The organism is Streptomyces sp. NBC_00104 (assembly GCF_045160825.1).
Lineage (GTDB): Bacteria > Actinomycetota > Actinomycetes > Streptomycetales > Streptomycetaceae > Streptomyces.
On record NZ_CP108215.1, the window covers coordinates 6,096,790 to 6,118,319 of the forward strand.

Genomic DNA, 21,530 nt, shown 5'->3' on the forward strand with positions numbered 1-21,530 from the left:
CATGGCACGCGGCAAGCTCCGGATCTACCTCGGCGCGGCCCCCGGCGTCGGCAAGACCTACGCCATGCTGTCCGAGGCGCACCGCCGCGTGGAGCGGGGCACCGACTGCGTGGTGGCCTTCGTCGAGCATCACGGCCGTCCGCGTACCGAGGTGATGCTGCACGGTCTGGAGCAGACCGCGCGCAGGGAACTGGAGTACCGGGACACCGTCTTCACGGAGATGGACGTGGACGCCGTCCTCGCCCGGCACCCGCAGGTGGTGCTCGTGGACGAACTCGCCCACACCAACGTTCCCGGCTCCCGCAACGACAAGCGCTGGCAGGACGTGGAGGAACTGCTGGCCGCCGGGATCAACGTGATATCGACCGTGAACATCCAGCACCTGGAGTCGCTCGGCGACGTCGTCGAGTCGATAACCGGCGTACGGCAGCGGGAGACCGTGCCGGACGAGGTCGTACGGCGGGCCGACCAGATCGAGCTGGTCGACATGTCCCCGCAGGCGCTGCGGCGGCGGATGGCCCACGGCAACATCTACAAGCCGGACAAGGTCGACGCGGCCCTGTCGAACTACTTCCGGCCAGGGAACCTGACCGCGCTGCGCGAGCTGGCGCTGCTGTGGGTGGCGGACCGGGTGGACGCCTATCTCACCGAGTACCGCAGCGAGCACCGGGTGTCGAAGATCTGGGGCTCGCGAGAGCGGATCGTCGTCGGGCTGACCGGCGGACCGGAGGGCCGGACGCTGATCCGCCGGGCCGTGCGGCTCGCGGAGAAGGGCGCGGGCGGTGAGGTGATGGCCGTCTACATCTCCCGCAGCGACGGCCTGACCGCGGCCTCGCCGAAGGAGCTGGCCGTCCAGCGCACCCTTGTCGAGGACCTCGGCGGCACCTTCCACCAGGTCGTCGGGGAGGACATACCGGTCGCGCTGCTCGACTTCGCGCGCGGGGTCAACGCCACCCAGATCGTGCTGGGCGTCTCCCGCCGCAAGGGCTGGCAGTACGTCTTCGGACCGGGCGTCGGCGCGACCGTCGCCCGGGACTCCGGACCCGACCTCGACGTCCACCTCATCACCCACGACGAGGCCGGCAAGGGGCGCGGACTCCCGGTCAGCCGGGGCGCCCGCCTCGGCCGGGCCCGCCTGATCTGGGGCTGGCTCGTCGGCCTCGGCGGGCCCGTGCTGCTGACCTGGCTGCTGAGCGGCGTCCTCCCGGACGTCGGGCTCGCCAACGACATGCTGCTGTTGCTGACGACGACGGTGGCGGCGGCCCTGCTGGGCGGGCTCTTCCCGGCACTGGCCTCGGCGGTGGCCGCGTCCCTGCTCCTGAACTGGTACTTCACTCCACCCGTCCACACCCTCACCATCGCCGACCCGAAGAACATCGTCGCCATCGCGATCTTCGTCGGTGTCGCGGTGTCCGTCGCCTCCGTCGTCGACCTCGCCGCCCGCCGCACCCATCAGGCCGCCCGGCTGCGGGCGGAGTCGGAGATCCTCTCCTTCCTGGCCGGCAACGTCCTGCGCGGCGAGACCAGTCTGGAGGCCCTGCTGGAGCGGGTCCGCGAGACCTTCTCCATGGAGTCGGCGGCCCTGCTCGAACGCGCGAGCGACGTGGACCCGTGGACCTGCGCCGGCAGCGTGGGCCCTGGGCCCTGTGCCACCCCCGAGGAGGCGGACGTCGACGTGCCGGTCGGCGACCACATGACCCTCGCGCTGACCGGACGGGTCCCACCCGCCGAGGACCGCCGCGTTCTCGCGGCCTTCGCCGCCCAGGCCGCCGTCGTACTGGACCGCCGACGCCTGAAGCAGGAGGCCGACCAGGCCAAGGAACTCGCCGAGGGCAACCGCATCCGCACCGCCCTGCTGGCCGCCGTCAGCCACGACCTGCGCACCCCGCTCGCCGCCATCAAGGCGGCCGTCACCTCCCTGCGCTCGGACGACGTCGAGTGGTCGGAGGAGGACCATGCGGAACTGCTGGAGGCCATCGAGGAGGGCGCCGACCGCCTCGACCTCCTCGTCGGCAACCTCCTCGACATGTCCCGTCTCCAGACCGGCACCGTCACCCCGATCATCCGCGAGACCGACGTCGACGAGGTCATCCCGATGGCACTCGGCGGCGTCCCCGAGGGCAGCGTCGACCTGGACATCCCCGAGACGCTGCCCATGGTCGCCGTCGACCGGGGCCTCATGGAGCGGTCCGTCGCCAACATCGTCGAGAACGCGGTGAAGTACAGCCCCGCGGGCACCCCGGTCCTGGTCTCGGCGAGCGCCATCGCGAACCGGGTGGAGGTACGCGTCGTGGACCGCGGCCCGGGCGTCCCCGACGAGGCCAAGGACCGCATCTTCGAACCCTTCCAGCGCTATGGCGACGCCCCGCGTGGTGCCGGTGTGGGGCTGGGGCTGGCCGTGGCCCGCGGCTTCGCCGAGGCCATCGGCGGCACCCTCCACGCCGAGGACACACCGGGCGGCGGCCTCACGATGGTGCTGAGCCTGCCGATGGCGGCGGCCCACCGGCCGTCGCCTGAGTCCGAGTCGGAGTCCGAGTCGGAGCCGGAGCCGGAGTCGGAGCCGGACATGCCCGTGACCGCCACGTCATAGCCTCACGGCCACGCCTCACGGGATTCGGATACGTGTGCAGGTCGGCCCGCGTTGGCTGCGTGATTCACACAGATCGTCGGTTCCGTTACTCGCGTTGAGGGCCGTGATGCTGATGCCCCCCGCCTGTGGTGGAAGGGTCATCGGCATGCTGACTCGCTGCTCGACCGTGCCCGTTTCGTCAGGTCTGAGTTCACTTGAGTAGTCGTCGACCGAGCCCCGGATGGGCGTGTCCAAGTCAGCCTTGGTGGCGGTCACGTACACCTGGATGGTCGCCGACATCTCTACGCCGTCGGCATGCACGTCGAAGCTGAGTTGCAGATGGGACCGAGGGCCTTCGATCTTGACGTCGGTGATGTTGGGTCGTCCGTTCCCGCCGGCAGCCTTGGCCGCGCCGATCACCGCCACGCTGAGAGCCACCATGTAGAAGACCACTCCAAGGATGAGAACGCAGGTCTCCCACAGATTGCCCCGCCGGGTGGGGTGGATGAGTAGGGCGACGATGCTGCAGACGATGGCGAGGATGGCGCAGAGCGAGGCCACGTAGATCGGCCATGACTTGTTGTTGAGAGCGACGAACACGACGTCGCTGGACAGCCCGAGAGCCGTCATGATCCCGGCAACGGTGATCAGCGCACCGGCCAGGATCTTGGCGACGTCGTCCAGGCGCTTTCCGACCCTGGCCTGGATCTCGTCGGGCGTCGGCGCAGCCTCTTTGTCGTCGCCCATGTTCGGCACCCTCATCGCGGCCCTCCACGCCGTCGGCCCGCGCAGGCAAGGCCATACACGCTTGGTGCGCCCAACCAAGAGGCACCCGGCCCGTGGCACCCGCTCGACCTACTCGCCGTCGGGTGGGTAAGGCTGCCGGCCCGAGTCCGGCCGTCGCCTGTGAGCAGGTTGCCGCAACCTATCGGCTGGCAGCCGTGACCGTGCTCCGGACACTCCCACCCCACACATCTTCTCCGAGCGAAGTCACCCCATCGAGGCGGCTCCCATTCCCGGCTTCCGGATGTTGTGGGTCTGCCGTGGCCGCGGCATCATCCGCCTCAACCCACCACTGTACGAACGACCTGGACGCCAGGAGCCGCGTCTGGTCGGCTCTGCTCGGGTCGGCGGCAGACGGGATGGGAGCCCCCGCATCAGCCACTCACGGCCGGCACTCGCGTACCGGGCCCCCTGCCGTCTCGGAGCCTGAGCGCTCGGGAGTTCTTGTCCTGCCCGGTGACGACGACGACCTGCCGGGCGTTGTCGGGGATCTCGGCGAGAGTCCTCGGGCCGAGGCCCGGAAGGTCGGCCGGTGCGGAAGGGCTCGGGTCCGCGGTTTTGGCGTCCGGGGCCCTTTCGCCGGCCGCGTTCGTTTCGCCGGCCGCGCTCGGCCGGGATCGGGCGCGAGCCGTGCTGGACGTGACGGGCCGGGTGTCCTGCGCACTGGTGGTGGCCGAGGTGGCGTCCCCCGGCGTCCCGGTACCGGGGCCGCCGCACCCGGCCAGGGTGAGGGCCAGGGCCAGGGCCAGGACCGCGGCGGGAACCGGCACGCGGGAGCCCACGGAGGAGGAGAGGTGCGACCTCGCCGCGGGTGACGCCGGCACCCTGCGGCTGCACCGGGAACCGCTGGCCGCGGACGAGCTGATCGGCCAGGTCGCCGCCGCCCATCGCAGCCGCGCCGAAGCCGCGGTCGTACACCTGCGGGCGGAGGCCGACCCAGGGCTCTGGATGGACGCCGACCCGGTGCGCATGCGCCAGGTCCTGGGCAACCTCGTCTCCAACGCGCTGCGGCACACTCCCACGCAGGGCACGGTCACCCTCAGCGCCCGGCGGACGGCGAACGAGGCCGTCCTGACCGTGCGCGACACGGGAGACGGCATCTCCCCCGAAGACCTGCCCCATGTCTTCGAACGGTTCTGGCGCGCCGAGAAATCCCGCAGCAGACGCACCGGGGGCAGCGGTCTCGGCCTGTCCATCGTGCGCCAGTTCGTCGAGGCACACGGCGGAACCGTCACCGTCGGCAACACCCCCGGCAGCGGAGCGGTGTTCACCGTCCGGCTGCCCCGTGTGTCCGGGCCGGAGGAACCTCAACTGTGAGGGGTCGTCAGACACCCGTGGAAAGGGCGCCCCAGGGCACACAAGGGCACGACACTGGCCGCGCAGCACTGCTGTACGTCGACCACAAGCGCACGCTTTCCAGCTGTGGTGGTGGGGTATCGGGCCGGTGTGTAGTTGGCCACGCCGTTTCGGCATGAGCCCGGTGCGGCCGGTTCAGGAGAACAAGGGACACGCCCCCGCGATCGGCGGTGATGCGCGAGCCCGCCGCGGAACGTGGAGCACGCCCTAGGGAGCCAGGGCTCTGGGAGCACGGCCCCGGCGACGGCCGGACGCCGGATCTGCTCCCGCCCTCACCGATGCCCGGGGACCCGGGGACCCGGACGTTCCCTCCGTCACGGCTGCCCCGGGAACTGCCCTCGCGGACCTGTGGCCGGCGGCGCGGCTCCGGTAAGGATGGACGGTCAGCCGTCCGGGGTGTCGAAGGGAACGTCATGTACGCGCGGGGAAAGCGGAACCTGTCGTCGGGCGAACTGGACACTGCCCACCGCGTGATCCAGCCCAGTGCGCCGGTCCAGCGGATGCTGGACCTCCAGCGGACGGCGGGGAACACCGCGGTGGCCCGCATGGTCGAGCGGGAGCGGCACCAGCACGGCCCGGGATGCGAGCACGCGGACCCGGCCGTCCAGCGCCGGGAGACCACAGGCCACAGCCGCGGGCACGACGTCGCCGAGGACACCCACCCGACAGACCATCGCAGCCTCATCGAGGCCGCGATGGCAACGCCGAGCAGCCCGCTGCCGGGCCCCTTCCTCACCAAGGCGAAGGCGTTCTACGGCAACGACGCCCTCTCCGCGGGCCGGGTCCACGACAACGCGACCGCCCAGCGCGCCACCGCGGCGCTGGGCGCGCGGGCCATGACGATCGGAAGCCACATCTTCCTCGGCTCGTCGGCCGTCGGCGACACCGAGACCCTCGCCCACGAGACCAGCCACCTCGACAAGAACCTCCGGGGAATCCGCGAGACGGGCAACGACAACGGCGCCGGTGTCACGGTGACCGACCCGGGGCAGGGCTCGGAGCGCGCGGCCGTCGCCGACGGCGCCGCCTTCACGGCGGGAGCGGCCACCGCGCCGTCGGTCGTCGCGCGGCACGCGGTCGCTCAGGAGGCGGACGGCGCGGAGCGGACGGCCCAGCGGGTCCCGGCCGCCGGGACGGTCGAGGCGCTGGACGGTGGGCCCCACGGCGGCCCGGCGGTCCAGCGAACGGTCTGGGAGTTCGACCAGGGCGCCAGCTTCAACGACCCCCGCTCCGGCCGGGAGACCCGCTGGCGCAACAGGAGCAACCCCGGTGAGTTCCGCACCTCCACACAGCTGGGCATCAACGGCCAGGGCACACCGCGGCACGGGGACATCTACGACGACGCGACCCAGCAGGTGCACAGCAGCGCGAACGCGAAGTTCTCCAAGAACGGCACCATCCCGGATCACCAGTACCCGAAGCGCGAGTCCCAGACTCGCCGGGCCCTGGTGGAGGCCAAGCAGGCCATCTCGACGGCCCTCGCCATGCTGCAGGCGGCGGGAGGCGCTCCGGGCGGCCCGCTGCTGACGGGACTCCAATCGGGCTTCCCGGCGTTCCGGGCCGCGACCCCCGAGCAGATCGCCACCTTCCTGCCGCGGATCGTCGAGGTCGTGCGGCGCATCCAGGCAGGGCTGAACGCCCAGGGGGCGGAGATCGCCCTGGTCGGCGACGGCAACGTCCCCCGCGGAGTCGCGGGCTGGGTCGCCCCCAGCATGAGCGACATGTACAACCGCGTGACCAACCCGAACCAGCAGAAGAGCGAGGCCCTTCCGACCCTGGACGCCGGCCGCAGCGGCCCGATCAACCTGACCGACGAGGGCCAGAACGCCTGGTACATCATCCACGAGGCGACCCACCGGTTCGCCGGCACGCTGGACTACCAGTACAGCGCGCGCGATTCGGAGTTGCAGGAGGAGGACTTCAACGCCGAGATGGCGTCGGTCATGCCCGACACGGCGGCGGCGAGCGAAGCGGCCATGCTCGGCAAGCGCGCCCTGCGGGACCCCTCCGAGTACAGCGGCCAGAACAAGGACTCCGACCGGCAGCCGAACTGGTACGCCATGGGCCGGCGCGCCCTGATGAACGCCGACTCCTACGCCCAGTTCATCCTGATCGCGACGGGGGCACGGGCCCCGCGGTTCTGACCCACGACCACCCTCCGGCGAGATGAGGAGCTCGGCCCGCACCGGGAAGACGTGGACCTCGACGAGGGGGACGTCCGCATCTGTATTCGGCGGTACTTCAAGGCACCGGACGCGTTCTGGCTGCGGCTGCGGTGCGCGGCTCTGGGCACGGTGCCGGGGAACGGGGGAGGATCGCCGTTACCGCGTACTCGACCGGGTGCGCACGAACAGAGCACTGGTGAGGGTGCCGAGGAGCACGATGGCGGCGTTCACCGCGATCGCGACCTTCAGACCGCCGAGGAGGGCCGAGGATCCGGTACCGGTCACGGCGGCGGTGACGACGGCGCTCATGAGCGGCGTGCCCATGGTGATGCCGACCTGCTGGGTCATGGTGGCGAGGCCGGTGGCCAGACCCTGTTCGTGATCGGCGAGGCCCGAGGTGGCGGTGACCATGAAGCCCACGATGACGAGCATGTTGCCGACCCCGCCGACGAAGGTGCCGATCAGCAGCAGCCACATCCATGAGCGGTCGTCGCCGAGGCCGAGCAGCGCGGCCGTGAAGGCGGTCTGCAGAATGCCGCCGGTGATCAGCGTCGACCTGCTGCCGATCCGCCCGATGACCTTCGGGGCGATCGTGCCGCCGACGACCGTGCCGACGCCCAGCACGCCGAAGGACAGGCCGGCGGCGAGCGGCGAGAAGCCGAGCACTTCCTGGAGGTAGAGGGTCAGCAGGAAGACCAGGGAGGTCTCGGTGAGGAACGCGATCAGTCCGGCGATGTTTCCCCAGGTCACCGACCGTTTGCCGAGCACTGCGAGCGGTACGAGCGGCGCGGACACCTTGCGCTCGACGGCGTAGAACACCAGCAACAGGGCCGCACCCACGGTCAGCGACAACAGGGCCTCGGCCGAGCCCCACCCCTTCTCGCCCGCCTGGGTGAGGCCGAAGACGATGGCCAGCAGACCGAGCGTGACGCTGACGGCGCCGGGCAGGTCCAGCTTGGGGCGCTCGTCGGGGCGGGACTCCTTGATGACCGTCGGGGCGATGACGAGCACGGCGAGGGCGACGGGCACATTGATGAAGAACGCCCAGCGCCACGACAGCAGGTCGGTCAGCAGGCCGCCGAGTATGGCGCCGGTGGTGAAGCCGGCCGACATCAGCGCCCCGTTGAGGCCGAGCGCCTTCTCGCGCAGCGGGCCCTCCGGGAACGAGGTCGTCAGGAGCGACAGTCCGGCGGGGGTGACGGCGGCGGTGGCCAGGCCCTGGAGGACGCGGGCCGCGATCAGTACCTCGGGGTTCTGCGCCAGGCCGCCCACGAGCGAGGCCGCGCCCAGGACGACGAGGCCGCCGAGGAACAGCCGGCGGCGGCCGAACAGGTCCGCGACGCGGCCGAACAGCAGGGTGAAGCCCGCGGCGCACAGCGCGAACGATGTGGCGATCCACTGCAGATGTGACAGCGAGAAGCCCAGTCCCTCACCGATCACCGGCAGCGCCACGTTCAGGATGGAGAAGTCCACGGCCAGCATGAACTGGGCTGCGAGCAACAGCACCAGCATCAGCCGGAGCCGGGGGGTGAGCGCGGCCGGGGCCGTGCCGGCGGCGGTGCCGGAGACGGTACGGGCCGCCTCCGAATCAGTGACAGACATGACGTCGAGTCCCTTTCTTCACGGTTTCCTCACGTTTCCTGACATCCGGCGCGCTCGGTCGCGTCACGCGCGGTTACGGAGGAAGAGGCTCGTCGACACCCGGAATCCCAGCCAGCACCCTGTCGCGCACAGCCGGCGTGAGGGTAGTCATCACATGACCACCTTTACGGCCTCCGGCCTTCGGGAGGGGCGGGCATCATGGGACGTCAGTGGCCACGGCCTGTCGCACACCGCCGACCTGGAGGCATGGATGGACGCCCGGTCCGAGCTGGGAGACTTCCTCAAGTCGCGTCGCGCCGCACTGCGCCCCGAGGACGTCGGCATCACCCCGCACCCGACCCGCCGCCGCGTCAGCGGTTTGCGCCGTGAGGAGTTGGCGATGCTGGCCGGGGTCAGCATCACCCACTACACCCGTCTCGAACAGAGCCGTGCCACCAGCGCCTCCGACGGTGTGCTGGAGGCGATAGCGCGTACGCTGCGCCTCTCCGAGGACGAGACGGCCCATCTGAAGGACCTCGCCCGCCCCGCTGCCGCTTCGTCCCGGCCGACTCCGCCCCGGGTGGCCCACGCCGGCGCCTCGGCCCGGCAGTTGCTGGCGGCCATGAGCGACGTGCCGGCCCTGGTCCTGAACCGGCACAACGACGTCCTCGCCTGGAACCGTATGGGGCACGCGCTGCTCGCCGGACATCTGGCGCCCGAGAGCCCCGACACCCCGGCCACCCGCCCCAACCTGACCCGGATGCTCTTTCTGGACGAGCGGTACCGGGAGCTGTTCACGAACTGGAACGAGGAGGCCCAACTCGGCGTGGCCTCCCTGCGCCTGGTCGCCGGCCGCTACCGCCATGACCGCGCCCTCGCCGAGCTCGTCGGCCAACTCGCTTTGAACAGCGCAGAGTTCGCCTCTCGCTGGGCCCGGCACCCGGTGCGCACCTGCACGTCCGGGGTGAAGCACCTGCGTCATCCGCTGGTCGGCGCGATGGACCTCAGCTTCGAGAACCTCGTCATACCCGGCGCCTCCGGCCAGCGCCTCATCGCCTACACGGCCGAGCCCGACTCGCCGTCGGATGCCGCTCTGCGGCTCCTCGGCAGCGTGACGGCCCCTGTGGCACAGGACCCGACGGCGTACGGGCCGGCTCATCGGATCCCCGGAATGCGACAGCACGAGCAACTGTCAGATCCTGTGGATCATCGCGGAGAATCTCAAGCCGGCAGTAGCCATTGATCGAATGCCTTCTTCGCTCCGGGCTGGGCCGACTTCGGCAGGGCGTTGACCACGTTCCGGGTTTTGTGAACCCAGCATCTTTGGTGCCTGGCCTGCGGAAACACCTCCGTGAGAGCTCGCCACAGGCCCATCGCGCCGTCACCGACCACGAGCTCGGGGGCCTGCATGCCGCGCCGCCGGCAGTCACGTAGTAGGTCGGCCCAGGACTCGATGGACTCGCGCAGTCCTTCGGCGAGCGCGATGAGCTCCTTGCAGCCATCGGTGCGCACTCCCATGAGGACCAGGACGCAGGAGCGGGCCTGACCGAGGCGGATCTTGGGGTGGACGCCGTCGGCCCACACGTAGACGTAGTCGGATTCCGACAGGTCGCGGGCTTGGAAGACGGCGTGGTCATCGCTCCATTGCTTGGTCAGCCGGGTCACGGTGGCCGGCGAGAGCCCGGCCTCCGTGACCGATATGGTGACGGATTCGCTGCCATCCCTTCATCAGTAGTGTCGGAAACGTGATCAGCGCATTCGCGAAACTGCCCTACGCCCTCGGCCCGACAAGCCGGAGGCATCAGCACGCCCCGCCATGTCGTTCCCGCCCGGGACTTCGACAGGCGACTCCGCACACTCAACGGGCCGGCCGACTGTCGACCGTGAAGCAATCACCAAGATCTCAGCGGGTGTTCGATGTCGATTCGCGCCGGCTGTTTCAGCACGCTTTGCCGCATCTGTCGCCGGCGCGCATGGCCTGAAATGCTTGGAAGCTCCCTGCCGGAGGAGAGCTTCCACACCCGCCCAGTCCACTCAGTGGGCGGTTCGTCGGGGTGATGTCCGTTTCTCGGTGACGTTGAGGCAGGGCGCTGGTCGCGGCGGTCCGGGCCGGGAGGCGGTCCGCGAGAGCAGTGACGGTCTTCCGGGTGATCCTCAAGCGTTCGCCGTCGCCGTCGCCGTCGCCGTCGCCGTCGCCGCGCGCTCGCCTGCCGCACACGCTGCACCCCGTTCTCCGTCGTGACGTTTCCGGCTGACGGCATGCGCTGGAGCTCGACCGGTAGGCCGCCACACGATCCGACTCACCTCGGAACTTGCTTGCGGCCTCCCGGTCACCCCGATAACATTACGATCGTACGCCAATGAGATTCACCCTCCCGGTGATGGCACTCGTGACCTGCGAGTCCGGGCTCGGAAGGGGTGGCCGCACACTCCCTGCCCCATGGGGGCGTCCGCCGCGAAGCACGTCATCACCGGCGACTACTGATCCCGCCCGACCGCGACGGGCGGCCCGAACCGCACCGGTACAGAACAAGCAAGGAGAAGCCACCATGAACACCAACGCCACCCCGAACGAACCCGTCATCACCTCCTACGCGAATGCCCCGGCCCGCACCGTCACCGCCGGCGGCGTCACCTACGCGTACCGCGAGCTGGGGCCCAAGGGCGGCATCCCCGTCGTCTTCTTCGTCCACCTCGCCGGGACCCTGGACAACTGGGACCCGCGCATCATCGACCCCATCGCCAAGGGCCGTCATGTCATCGCCTTCGACAACCGAGGTATCGGAGCCTCCACCGGCCAGGTGCCGGACAGCGTCGAGGCGATGGCCGACGACGCCCACACCTTCATCTCGGCGCTCGGCTTCGACAAGATCGACATCTTCTCCTTCTCGCTCGGCGGCATGGTCGCCCAGGCCCTGGTGGTGAAGCACCCCGAACTCGTCCGCAAACTCGTCCTCACCGGCACCGGACCCAAGGGCGGCAAGGACATCGACAAGGTGGTCGCCACCACGTACTGGGACACGCTGCGTGCCACCTTGACCCGGTCGGACCCCAAGGAGTTCCTGTTCTTCAACCGCGACCCCGCCGGCAAGGCCGCCGCGCACGCGTTCGTCGACCGGCTGGAGGAGCGCACCGTCGACCGCGACGCGGAGATCAAGGTCAAGGCGTTCCAGACGCAGCTGAAGGCGATCAAGAAGTGGGGACTCTCCGCCCCCGACGACCTGTCGAAGATCACCCAGCCCACGCTGATCGCCAACGGCGACAACGACCGCATGGTCCCCTCGGTCCTCTCCGAGGACCTGCACCGGCGCATCAAGAACAGCGAGCTGATCATCTACCCCGACTCCGGCCACGGCGGCATCTTCCAGTACTACGAGGAGTTCGCCCCGGTCGCGGTCGAGTTCCTCGCCCGATGACCACCGCCTGACCAGGAAGAAGAGGCAACACCATGAGCATGCCACCGGCCGCCGCGCCACCGGCCGTGAAGAAGCACCTCACCTCATCGATCCTGTTGTGGGTGCGCAACGACCAGCCCCGCCAGACCGGCATGGACTACTGGAAGGGCCCGCACTCAGGGATCATCTCCGCCACCCCGGGCCTGGAGGAGTACCGCCAGATCCACCTCGCCGAGCACAACCCCGGCCGGTGGCCGGCGACCGACGGAGTGGAGACCTCGATCCCCGTCGACCGGAAGATCGACGGCGTCGCGGAAGTCACCTTCAAGTCGGTGCTCGCGCCCTCGCAGGGGCGCAAACAGACGAAGCTCGCCTACCAGGACGAGATCAACGTGTTCCGCCGCACCCTGCTCTACGCCGGCCCGCCGAACTCATCCCGCTGGTACGACGTCGCAGGCCCGGGAGAGAAGGTCGGTTCCCGCGTCATGGTCTACCTGCGCCGCAGGGACGGGGCCGGCGCAGGTGAGTTCCGGAAGTTCGTCAAGACGCAGCTCGTCCCCGCACTCGCCGGCACCGGAGTGCTGAAGGAGCTGCGCACGCAGACGTTCCTGCCCTGGATCGAAAAGCTCTGGGACACCCCGAACGTCGCCCACGACAACCCCCACGACCAGCGCTTCCACGCCTCCCTCATCCTCGGGTTCACCGACACCGCGGCACGGGACGCCTTCTTCACCGGCAACGTGATCCAGGACATGTCCCACCAGCTGGCACCGCCGGTCTCCGCGATCCACGCCTACGACGTCACCGCCGCCCTCACCTACGTCAAGAACGGCGACATCCTCCCGCACTACCAGGAGTGAGCGGCAACGGCCGGGAGCAGGTCCGCCGGACCTGCTCGGCACATCCATCCGCCCCAGGCGTCCCCGCCCCACTTCACGCCCCGTCGCCATCCGATATCCCTCACGCATCTGGAACCAGGCCATGAGCGAACAAAGCACCCTCCACTACGAGCGCACCTCACCCCAGGTCGCGAAGATCACCTTCGCCAACCCGCCCGTCAACCTCATCGTCGGCGAGACCGTCCTGCGCCTCATCCAGATCGTGGAAGAACTGGCCACCGACCCTGACATCCAGGTCGTGGTGTTCGACAGCGCCACCCCCGACTTCTTCTACAACCACTTCGACCTGGCCGCCGCCGCCGACTTCCCCGCCCCCGAGGACGAGAACGAGGTGCCGGTCTGGACGGATCTGGTCCTACAACTTTCCAAGGCGCCCTACATCACCATCGCGGCCATCCGCGGACGCACCCGCGGCGGCGGGAACGAACTCGCCCTCGCCCTCGATCTGCGGTACGCCAGCCGGGAGAAGGCGATCTTCGGGCAGCCGGAGGTCGGCAGCGGACTGCTCCCCGGCGGTGGCGGCACCGAGCGCCTCCCACGCGCCATCGGACGCGACCGCGCCCTGGAAGCCATCCTCACCAGCGACGACTACGACGCCGACACCGCCGAACGCTGGGGCTGGATCACCCGTGCCCTCCCCGACAGCGAACTCGACGCCTTCGTCGACACGATCGTCGGCCGGCTCGCCTCCTTCGACCGCACCTCACTCGCCTCGGCCAAAGCCCAGATCAACCGGGCCTCCCTGCCCCCGGACGCGGATCTGGTCGCCGCCTACGGCGAGTTCGCCCACTCCCTCACCCTCCCCGGGTTCCTCGCCCGAGCCGCCGGCACGCAGGCCGTCGTCGAGCAGGCCGGCATCGACTTCGAGTACCGCCTCGGGCATTACATCGGCATCGCCAACCAGCAACGCTGACACACCAGCACTGCGGAAGTGCCTGGGCGGTCGCTGGACGAACTACACCGGATGAGGCTCGACGAAGTGCTCATCGAAGTGTGCGGTTCGAGGACTCCGGTGTGGTGTTCTCGTTCTGCCCCGGACCGGTCAGCGGCTCAGGCAGCCGCCAGCTTCCGGATGCGCGGATGATTCTCCAACGCCCAGCGCACGGTCTTCGGCGGGCGTCCGAGGAGGGTTTCCAGTTGGTCGGTGGCACCGCGGTAGCCCCCGCCGCCCATCAGCCGGGTCAGGGTCTTCAGGTGCTCCGCCGTGTGCGGGAACGCGGCCAGGGCGGTGTCGACGTAGGTCTCGTTCCAGGTTTCCACGTCCTCGGGGACGTAGGTGACCGGGCGTCCCAGCACGGCCGCGTAGTCCTCGGCGAACCCGTGCATGTCCTTCAACTCCGGGCCGTTGAGGTCGTAGGACTTCGAGATGTGCGGCACTGGGTCGGTCAGGATCTTCGCGCACAGCTCCGCCACGTCGTACCCCGCGATGGGCGCGAGCCGGTGGTCGCCGAAGGGCAGGCGCAGTTCACCCTTGCTCAGGGGCTCCAGTGCCAGCCAGGTCATCAGCGGGTTCTCGACGAACATGGCCCCCCGGATGTTGACGGTCGGGAGGCCGGACCAGTCCAGCACCTGCTCGGCGACCCAGTGGGCACGCTGCTGCGGCGACCAGTTGGCAATGAGTCCGCCGAGCCACGCGCGCCGTTCCTCCTCCGGCGCGGTCATCTTGTCGAACGTCATGAACGACTGCTCGTACTCGGAGATGTTGACGAACACCTCGATGTCGCCCTGGGCCCGCGCCGCCGCGGCCATGAGGCTGACGGCGTCGGTGTAGTACGGCGACAGGCTCATGCTGAAGTAGATGCGGCGGACGCCCTTCAGCGCGGCGGTCACGTCGGCGATGGTGAGCAGGTCACCGACGAAGACCTCGGCCCCTGCCTGGCGGAGCGAGTGGGCGCGTTCGTCGTCCTGGCGCACGAATGCCCGTACCGGGTGCCCTTGTTCAAGCAGCATGGCGACGATCGTCCGGCTCACACCACCGATCTCGCCGGCGGCACCGGTGATCAGGATGGGATTGCGCTCTGGCATCAAGGCGTCCTCTGTCTGGTGGGGGTGGGGCAACTGCTCGGAAAGCCCGGCAGCGCCTGCGCGTCAGCCGGCCAGCTGGTTCATCTTGCGGATCTGCTTGTCGAAGACCCCGGCGGGAGCGAGGCGGCGCAGTACGCGTGCGCGTCCGGCCAGGGGGCCGGCGGTGTAGCGCGGCTTCGGCCTGGTGTCGGTCGCTGCCGCGACGACCGCCTTGGCGACGACGGCCGGGGCGTCGCCACCCCTGATCGCCTCCGTCATCACGCGGTCGACGGTCTGTCGCTGCTTCGCGTACGCATGTAGGGGGGTGTCGGGCTTCGCGCTGTTGGCCTCGAACCCGGTCCTGGTGTAGGCGGGTTCGACGATGAGCGCCCGGACGCCGTGGTCACGTACCTCGTGGTCCAGGGATTCGGTGTAGCCCTCGATCGCGTGCTTGGAGGCGGCGTAGGCGGCCATGTAGGGCTGGGGCAGGAACCCGAGCACGGACGAGATGTTGATGATGCGCCCGCGTCGTTGAGCACGCATGTGCGGCAGGACCTCGTTCACCATGCGCATGACCCCGAAGACATTGGTGTCGAACATGCCCTGGGTCTGCGCGAGGGGGGTTTCCTCGGCAGCGCCCATCGAGCCGACGCCGGCGTTGTTGACCAGGACGTCGATCCGCCCGAACCGCTCGCTCACCTCCTGGACCGCTGCGGTGACCGAGGTGTCGCTGACCACGTCGAGGCCGAGGAACGTCACACCGCCGAGCGGGGTGACGCGGGAGGTGTCGCGGCTTGTGCCGACCACGTTGAATCCGGCTGCGACCAGGGCGAGCGCGGTTTCCTTCCCGATGCCGGATGACGCACCCGTCACCAGGGCCACCGGCCGATCTGTCGCCATCATGGACTCCCACACTCTCTCGAAACCGATCAGTTTCCGCTACAGTAAACCGATCGTTTTCCGCATGCAAGTTCAAGCAGGGAGAATGAGTTCGCGATCGCCGGCTAGCACGGCACCACCACCGCGGCAATCGCCAAGCGGGTCGGTGTCACGCAGCCGTACCTCTTCCGGCTCTTCCCGGACAAGAAGGCGATCTTCGTCGCCGCTTTGATGCGGAGTATGGAAGACACCCGCCTGGCTTCGAGAGGGCGGCCGACGGTGTGGAGGGCGGCGAGCGGGTTCTTCAGGCCATCACGAACGCTTACGCGCAGCTGATCTCGACGCGCCCCGAAACGCTCCTGATGCGGATGCAGGGGTACGTCACCGTGGCGGCCGCCGAGGTGCGGGGCGATGACGTGATCGGGGAGGTCGTCCGGGCCGGCTGGATGAGGATCTGGGAAACCGTGCACCAGTCGCTGGGCGCTGATGCCGACAAGACCGCAAGCTTCCTCGCCTGCGGCGTGCTCGGCAACACGCTTGCGGCCATCGGGCTTCCCTCGGTCATCGAGCTTCCCTCGGGTGTCGGGCTTCCCTCAGGTGTTGGGCTTCCCTCGGGTGTCGGGCGGTGAGGGAGTGTTCTGGACGAGTGATGCGTCAGCGCACCCCTGCCGCGTCGAGCAGGGTGGTCACCGTGGGAGCGACGAGCCCGGTCAGTTTGTCGGCCTGAATTCCCGCGCGGGCGCTTGCGCCGTCGAAGACCAGGATGAGCTGCCGGGCCAGCAGGTCGGGATCGCTCGCGCCGCCCTGCTCGGCCTCGGCACGGAAGAAGGCCGTCAGATTCGCTTTGATCTGATGGGCCACCCGGCTGGCGGGGTGGGTCTGGGCCTTGAGTTCGATCTGCACGGCCAGGTACCGGCAGCCTCGGAACTCGGGCGCCCCTGCCTGCGATTCCACCTGCGCGAAGACGTACAGGATCCGTTCGCGGTGTGACCGGCCGTCGCCCGCCGGGGGTAGGAGGCTCGCCACGAAGGCGGCGGCGCGCTCCTTCAGGCTCGCCGCCAGCAGTTCGTCCTTGCTCTCGAACAGCTGGTACATGGAGCGCTTGGACACCCCTGCCGCCTTGCACAGTGCCTCGACGCCGATGCCGACACCGTCTCGGTAGGTGAGCGTGGCCGCAGCCTCCAGCAGTCGCTCCCTGGGGCTTGGTTTCACTTCGGTGGTCATATCGCGAGGTTAACCTGAAGCGGACGAAATGAAAACCGATCGGTTTCTGGGGGGTTCCGGGTAGAGGCATGGGCATGGCGGGCCTGGGGGAAAGACCGTCGCCGAGCCATGATGGTGTGCGCGCCTGTCGTTCCCGGCAGGGCGACACACACACCGGGGCCACTTCGAGTAGTGGCCCGTCCTGGGTGGCCTGCCGTTACGCCGGGGCGGCGGTTTTCCCGGGCTTCGTCTCCTCCGGGATGCGGTGCAGTCCCTTGCGGTCGTACCACCCCAGTACGCCGAAGCCGAACAGTCCGGCCGCGACGAGGCCGACCGCCATCATGACCCAGCCCCGGGTCAGACCCGCGTCGCCCTGGGCGTCGTAGTAGAGGATCGAGCGGATGCCGCCGGTGATCTGCCGCAGCGGCTCGAACTCCGCGAGGAAGCGGTAGAAGCCGGGCAGCGCCTCGATCGGGGTGGTGGCCCCGGACGTGGGCACCGCCATCCCGATGAAGACCAGTGTGACCACCAGCATGCCGGGCGTGCCGAAGACCGCGAGGAGGGTGAGCGCGCCGATCCCGGTGACGGCGATGGCGCACACCGAGTACAGCCACAACAGCGGCAGGTGGGCGGCGTCCATGCCCATGATGCCGACCGCGCCGACCATGACCAGGGTGCCCATCGGCAGGGACAGGGCGGCCATGAGGGTGCTGCTGATGGTGAGGGTCTGGACCCGGGTGGCCCGGATGAGCGGGCGGTGCAGGCGCAGGGGGCCCATGTCGTTGTGGGTGTAGCCGAGGGCGTGGTCGACCTGGCCGCTGATGACGTTGGCGGAGAGCATGCCGACGACCACGAGGGTGAGCGCGTAGTAGAACGCCGTCAGGCCCAGGCCGCTGTGCGAGTCGAGGGGGTGGCCGTCCTCGACCGTGACGGCGGCCGGGTCGGTGAGCAGGACGCGTGCCGCGGCGGGCAGCTTCGCCTGCCCGGGTCCGATCTGGGCGGCCAGTTCCCTGCCCACCTGGAGCGAGGCGTTCTCGGCCGCCTGGGTCGTCGCCGTCCGGGCCAGGCCGGAGCCCAGACTGCCGGCGGACTGGTTGGTCAGCACTGTCAGGGTCGGGCGGGCCGGGGTCCCGGTGGGCGCGGTGCCGGTCAGTGCGGTGGCGGAGGTGGTGAAGTCGGCGGGCACGACGAGCGCGCCGAACAGTTTGCCCTTGCCGAGCTCGTCCTTCATCTCCTTCTCGTCCATCACCTTCCAGTCGATCCTGTCCCCGCTCGCGGTCGACTTCTTGATCGACTCGGTGATCTGCGCCCCGAGGTTGACCTGCTTGCCGCCGACGGCGGCTCCCTCGTCGGCGTTGACCAGGCCGACGGGCAGGTTCTTCATGTGATCTACGGGGTCGATGTTCGCGCCGACGTAGAACACGGCGAACAGCAGCGCGAGTACGCCTGTGATGACGCCGTTCGCGATCCACAGAGGCTTGGCGCGCAGGACGCGGAAGGGGTGAGTGCCACTCATGACGTACGTGTCTCTCGGTCGGTGGACGCGGGGCGTTTCGCCGGGGGCTGCCAGCCGCCGGTGACTTCCTTGACGGGCTTGTGGGGGAAGCGGCGACGGGCGTACTCCTGGGCGTGCGAGCCCGGCAGGACGTAGAGGGTTTCCTTCTTGTCCTGGAGGGGGCGCAGGACGGTGTCCATGAAGTTCTTGCGGTCGTCCAGGTAGGGGCCCAGGACGTCCTCGCCGGCGGGGCAGACGGCGAGGCAGTAGCCGGACTTGTAGCCGGGGGGTGAGGACAGGCTCTGCCACATGGAGGCGCTCTCGGAGTCGGTGACCCGGGAGCGGTAGTCGGCGGCGTCCTCGCTGTCGGCCACGGTCTGCGCCCAGTCGGTGAACCCGCTCATGAACTCGCGGTAGTTGTGCGTGGTGCAGGCCAGCCCGTCGAAGGCGCCGTCCTTGGCGATGGCGCCGACCGGGCAGGCGGCGACGCACAACTTGCAGTCGATGCAGGGGTTGTAGTCCAGCGCCTGCCCGTACTCGCTCACCTCCGCGTCCACCAGGACGGTGGCCAGCAGAACGAAGCTGCCGAACTTCGGGTGGATGACGTTGCGGTGCAGGCCCATCACGCCGAGCCCGGCGGCCACCGCGACCGTCTTGTGCGCCACGACCCAGATCCGCTCGCTGGGGAAGTGGTCCATCTCCTGGGGGAAGCCGACGGACGGATTGAGTGCGCGGTGTCCGGCGTCCTGGAGGGCCCGGGTGACGCTGCGGGCGGCGTGGTTGGCCTGTTCGTCGGTCTGGTGGAACTCCTGGTTGGCCACACTGCGGGCCGGGGAGCGGCAGTTGTCGCGGTTCATCCGGACCGCCATCGCGATCAGGGTGCGGGTGCCGGGCAGCGCGGACTGTGCGTGCTCGCGCTCGCCGGCCAGGTCGGGGTGGTCCAGGCTGACCGCGGCCGCGTCGTCCGCACCGGCCGCCAGGCACAGCTCGCGCAGCCAGGCCGCGTCGATCACCGGCGCCGGGCTCACCGTGTCACCGGTCCCGCGCCGGGCGAGTACGGCCTGCACCGACGGGTGGGCGGCCAGCTTCGCCGGAAGCCTGGGAGCCGGGGCCGTCGGTTGCCCCTCGGCGTCGCGCGCGGCAGTCATCCGTACTCCTGGGGACTCGGGGGTCGAGACTCGCCCTCACGGCGAGAAACCGATCAGTTTCGTCACTGTAAACTGATCGGTTTCCGCATGCAAGCCCGAGTCGAGAGGTGCGACCCGGCCGGGATCACGTCACCTGCGCGAGCCCGGCGACCGGCTCCTCGATGTCCCGCCACCCCGTCACCAGCGCTGTCGGGGAGGGCCGGATGGCTCGTCGCGTCGGCAGGCGAGGGCGACGAGTCATACCGGCCCAGGAGGTCACGAGCCCGAACCGGGCTCTACTGGGAAGGTGATGGGCGTGGGCCGCCGTCCGGTACGGAGAGCTCCTGATGGAATCGGGGCCCGTGTGATCAGGGCTGATCGCTGATGGCTCGGTAGGCCGCGATGTACAGGGTGTGGCACAGGTCGATCAGTTCTTCGACCGTGGCGTTCTGGTGGCCGAGCGTCCAGTCCACGAGGAGTTCGTTGACTCCGCCGACCAGGCTCATCGCGGTCATGGTGAGCCGGCTGGAGGAGGCTTCCGGGCCAGGGAGCGGTGCGACGACGGCGGCGACCATCGCGGCGAATTCGTGCAGGACCTCACGGCGGCGCACTTCGAGGCGGGGGCTGGCGCCCACGACCTCGATGAGCACCAGGCGGGCCTTGCGGGCGTCGCCGGCCAGTGTGCGGATGAACACCTCGAGGCCGGCCCGCAGTTGGGCGTCCACATCGGGTGCGGCAGCGGCGGCGGCCTGCGCGGTTTCCGCGCTGATGGTGGCGATCAGTTCGTTGTAGACCCCGGCGAGCAGGTCTTCGCGGTCGCGGAACGACTCGTAGAAGTAGCGCTCGGTCAGTCCGGCGTGCGAGCAGACCTGCTTGACGGAGACCGAGGCGTATCCGGCCGTGCCGAACAGGTCGAGGCCCGCCTGGATGAGGCGGGTGCGGCGCTCCTGCTGTCGTTGCGCCGCGTCGCGTCCGCCGTAGCGCCGCCCGGCGGTCTGTGTGCCGGTCATTTTTCCCCTTCGCAGAGGTGTTGACACCGGTGTGCTCCGAACTGACACTCTAGCTTGTCAGTTCATCTGACATGGTCTCGTGTCAGAAATGTGTGGGGACCGCCTGCCGCTCGGCGGTCCGCTCGTGCTCAGGGCAAGGAAGGGGCTCGACCGTGGCAGCACCGCCCAAATCCCCGTACACGTTCAGCCGGAGAGACCGCGACAGGCTCTCCGGCACACAACCGCTGACCGGCCGGGTGATCGCGGTCACCGGGGCGGGCCGCGGCATCGGGCGTGCCGTCGCGGCCCGGCTCGCCGCGGCCGGAGCCGCCGTGGCGATCGGCGATCTCGACGCGGAGCTCGCCAGGGAGACGGCCGACGCCATCGGCGCGCGTCCCGGTGGCCGACTGCTCGGGCTGTCTCTCGACGTCACCGACACACCTTCCTTCGATGACTTCCTGCGCACCGTCGAGACCGAGCTGGGGCCGATCGACGTACTGATCAACAACGCCGGAATCATGTGGGTGGGCCCCTTCGAGGAGGAACCGGAGGAAGCCGCCCTGCGCCAGTTCGACGTCAACGTCCACGGCGTACTGCGCGGGATGAAACTCGTGATCCCGGGGATGCGGAAACGCGGTCACGGCCACGTGGTGAACATCGCCTCCGCCGCCAGCAAGGTCGCCCCGGCCGGGGAGGCGACCTACGCGGCGACGAAGCACGCCGTCCACGGCTACAGCACAGCCGTCCGCGCCGAACTGCGCGGCACCGGCGTGCACGTGTCCCTGGTGATGCCCGGCGTCGTGGAGACCGAGCTGGCCGTGGGCACCGCGACCGGCCCCACCCGACGCCTGACGACGGATCAGGTGGCCGACGCGGTGCTCGACGTCGTACTGCGCCCGCGGTTCGAGGTCTTCGTTCCACGCCGGATAGCCGCCCTGACCCGGTTGGCCGCGCTGCTGCCGGGCCGTGCCCGCGACGCCCTGCATCACCTCCTTGTCCCCGACCAGCTCGCCGCCCTGTCCGACCGGACGGTCCGCGCGGCCTACGAGCAGCGCACCCGGACCGCCCGCCTGCCCGAAGGATGA

General features: G+C 69.6%; 17 protein-coding genes and 2 pseudogenes. 10 read left to right on the forward strand and 9 right to left on the reverse strand.

Going from position 1 to position 21,530, the window contains the following annotated elements:
- The first annotated feature begins 1 nt into the window (after position 1).
- Positions 2-2,590, forward strand: a complete 2,589-nt coding sequence (locus OG272_RS26860; RefSeq protein WP_405895080.1) for a DUF4118 domain-containing protein — start codon at positions 2-4, stop codon at positions 2,588-2,590.
- A 15-nt stretch (positions 2,591-2,605) separates the two neighbouring features.
- Here OG272_RS26860 and OG272_RS26865 read toward each other — a convergent pair whose 3' ends face one another.
- On the reverse strand, positions 2,606-3,316 hold the full coding sequence (locus OG272_RS26865) for a hypothetical protein (RefSeq protein ID WP_326579956.1): 711 nt from the start codon (positions 3,314-3,316) through the stop codon (positions 2,606-2,608).
- A gap of 834 nt (positions 3,317-4,150) precedes the next feature.
- On the opposite strand from OG272_RS26865, the pseudogene OG272_RS26870 reads away from it, so the two are divergent.
- Positions 4,151-4,669 (forward strand): annotated as a pseudogene (locus OG272_RS26870) (sensor histidine kinase); the annotation flags it as partial.
- Positions 4,670-5,121: 452 nt separating this feature from the next.
- The gene (locus tag OG272_RS26875; RefSeq protein WP_405895081.1) at positions 5,122-6,852 is read left to right on the forward strand and encodes a DUF4157 domain-containing protein; all 1,731 of its coding nucleotides are present in this window, start codon (positions 5,122-5,124) and stop codon (positions 6,850-6,852) included.
- A 177-nt stretch (positions 6,853-7,029) separates the two neighbouring features.
- Here OG272_RS26875 and OG272_RS26880 read toward each other — a convergent pair whose 3' ends face one another.
- Positions 7,030-8,475 (reverse strand): MFS transporter, encoded by a 1,446-nt coding sequence (locus OG272_RS26880; RefSeq protein ID WP_327728538.1) that lies wholly within the window; start codon positions 8,473-8,475, stop codon positions 7,030-7,032.
- A gap of 250 nt (positions 8,476-8,725) precedes the next feature.
- On the opposite strand from OG272_RS26880, the gene OG272_RS26885 reads away from it, so the two are divergent.
- Positions 8,726-9,697 carry a helix-turn-helix transcriptional regulator gene (locus OG272_RS26885; RefSeq protein WP_405896078.1) on the forward strand — a complete coding sequence of 324 codons (972 nt, stop codon included), beginning with the start codon at positions 8,726-8,728 and terminating at the stop codon, positions 9,695-9,697.
- Here OG272_RS26885 and OG272_RS26890 read toward each other — a convergent pair.
- Positions 9,694-10,140, reverse strand: a pseudogene (locus tag OG272_RS26890) (transposase); the annotation flags it as partial. The gene OG272_RS26885 and the pseudogene OG272_RS26890 sit on opposite strands and share 4 nt — an antisense overlap.
- 863 nt (positions 10,141-11,003) lie before the next feature.
- Here OG272_RS26890 and OG272_RS26895 point away from each other — a divergent pair.
- The 3 genes from OG272_RS26895 (at position 11,004) to OG272_RS26905 (ending at position 13,661) form a co-directional block, all read left to right on the forward strand.
- Positions 11,004-11,870: an alpha/beta hydrolase gene (locus tag OG272_RS26895; RefSeq protein ID WP_327728537.1), complete on the forward strand. Its 867-nt coding sequence runs from the start codon at positions 11,004-11,006 to the stop codon at positions 11,868-11,870.
- A 32-nt stretch (positions 11,871-11,902) separates the two neighbouring features.
- Positions 11,903-12,709 carry a strictosidine synthase gene (locus OG272_RS26900; RefSeq protein ID WP_405895082.1) on the forward strand — a complete coding sequence of 269 codons (807 nt, stop codon included), beginning with the start codon at positions 11,903-11,905 and terminating at the stop codon, positions 12,707-12,709.
- Between the two features lie 121 nt (positions 12,710-12,830).
- Positions 12,831-13,661, forward strand: coding sequence for an enoyl-CoA hydratase/isomerase family protein (locus OG272_RS26905; RefSeq protein ID WP_405895083.1), 831 nt, complete (start codon positions 12,831-12,833; stop codon positions 13,659-13,661).
- A gap of 137 nt (positions 13,662-13,798) precedes the next feature.
- Here OG272_RS26905 and OG272_RS26910 read toward each other — a convergent pair whose 3' ends face one another.
- Both OG272_RS26910 and OG272_RS26915 read right to left on the reverse strand, forming a co-directional pair.
- On the reverse strand, positions 13,799-14,773 hold the full coding sequence (locus OG272_RS26910) for an NmrA family NAD(P)-binding protein (RefSeq protein WP_327728534.1): 975 nt from the start codon (positions 14,771-14,773) through the stop codon (positions 13,799-13,801).
- 63 nt (positions 14,774-14,836) lie between these two features.
- A complete protein-coding gene (locus tag OG272_RS26915; protein ID WP_327732162.1) occupies positions 14,837-15,652 on the reverse strand; it encodes an oxidoreductase in 816 nt (271 codons plus the stop codon).
- A gap of 129 nt (positions 15,653-15,781) precedes the next feature.
- Here OG272_RS26915 and OG272_RS26920 point away from each other — a divergent pair, with 129 nt between their 5' ends.
- Both OG272_RS26920 and OG272_RS26925 read left to right on the forward strand, forming a co-directional pair.
- Entirely contained in the window at positions 15,782-15,967 is a 186-nt protein-coding gene (locus OG272_RS26920) for a hypothetical protein (RefSeq protein WP_405896079.1), read from the forward strand.
- Positions 15,913-16,260 carry a hypothetical protein gene (locus OG272_RS26925; protein ID WP_405895084.1) on the forward strand — a complete coding sequence of 116 codons (348 nt, stop codon included), beginning with the start codon at positions 15,913-15,915 and terminating at the stop codon, positions 16,258-16,260. Before OG272_RS26920 ends, OG272_RS26925 begins: the two co-directional genes overlap by 55 nt.
- Before the next feature lie 25 nt (positions 16,261-16,285).
- Here OG272_RS26925 and OG272_RS26930 read toward each other — a convergent pair whose 3' ends face one another.
- The 4 genes from OG272_RS26930 to OG272_RS26945 form a co-directional block, all read right to left on the reverse strand.
- Positions 16,286-16,855, reverse strand: a complete 570-nt coding sequence (locus OG272_RS26930) for a TetR/AcrR family transcriptional regulator (protein WP_327728533.1) — start codon at positions 16,853-16,855, stop codon at positions 16,286-16,288.
- A 196-nt stretch (positions 16,856-17,051) separates the two neighbouring features.
- Positions 17,052-18,350: an SNG1 family protein gene (locus tag OG272_RS26935; RefSeq protein WP_405895085.1), complete on the reverse strand. Its 1,299-nt coding sequence runs from the start codon at positions 18,348-18,350 to the stop codon at positions 17,052-17,054.
- Positions 18,347-19,477 carry a 4Fe-4S binding protein gene (locus tag OG272_RS26940; RefSeq protein WP_405895086.1) on the reverse strand — a complete coding sequence of 377 codons (1,131 nt, stop codon included), beginning with the start codon at positions 19,475-19,477 and terminating at the stop codon, positions 18,347-18,349. Before OG272_RS26940 ends, OG272_RS26935 begins: the two co-directional genes overlap by 4 nt.
- Positions 19,478-19,824: 347 nt before the next feature.
- Entirely contained in the window at positions 19,825-20,466 is a 642-nt protein-coding gene (locus OG272_RS26945) for a TetR/AcrR family transcriptional regulator (RefSeq protein ID WP_405895087.1), read from the reverse strand.
- A 152-nt stretch (positions 20,467-20,618) separates the two neighbouring features.
- Between OG272_RS26945 and OG272_RS26950 the strand changes: the two genes are divergently transcribed.
- Positions 20,619-21,530: an SDR family oxidoreductase gene (locus OG272_RS26950; protein WP_405895088.1), complete on the forward strand. Its 912-nt coding sequence runs from the start codon at positions 20,619-20,621 to the stop codon at positions 21,528-21,530.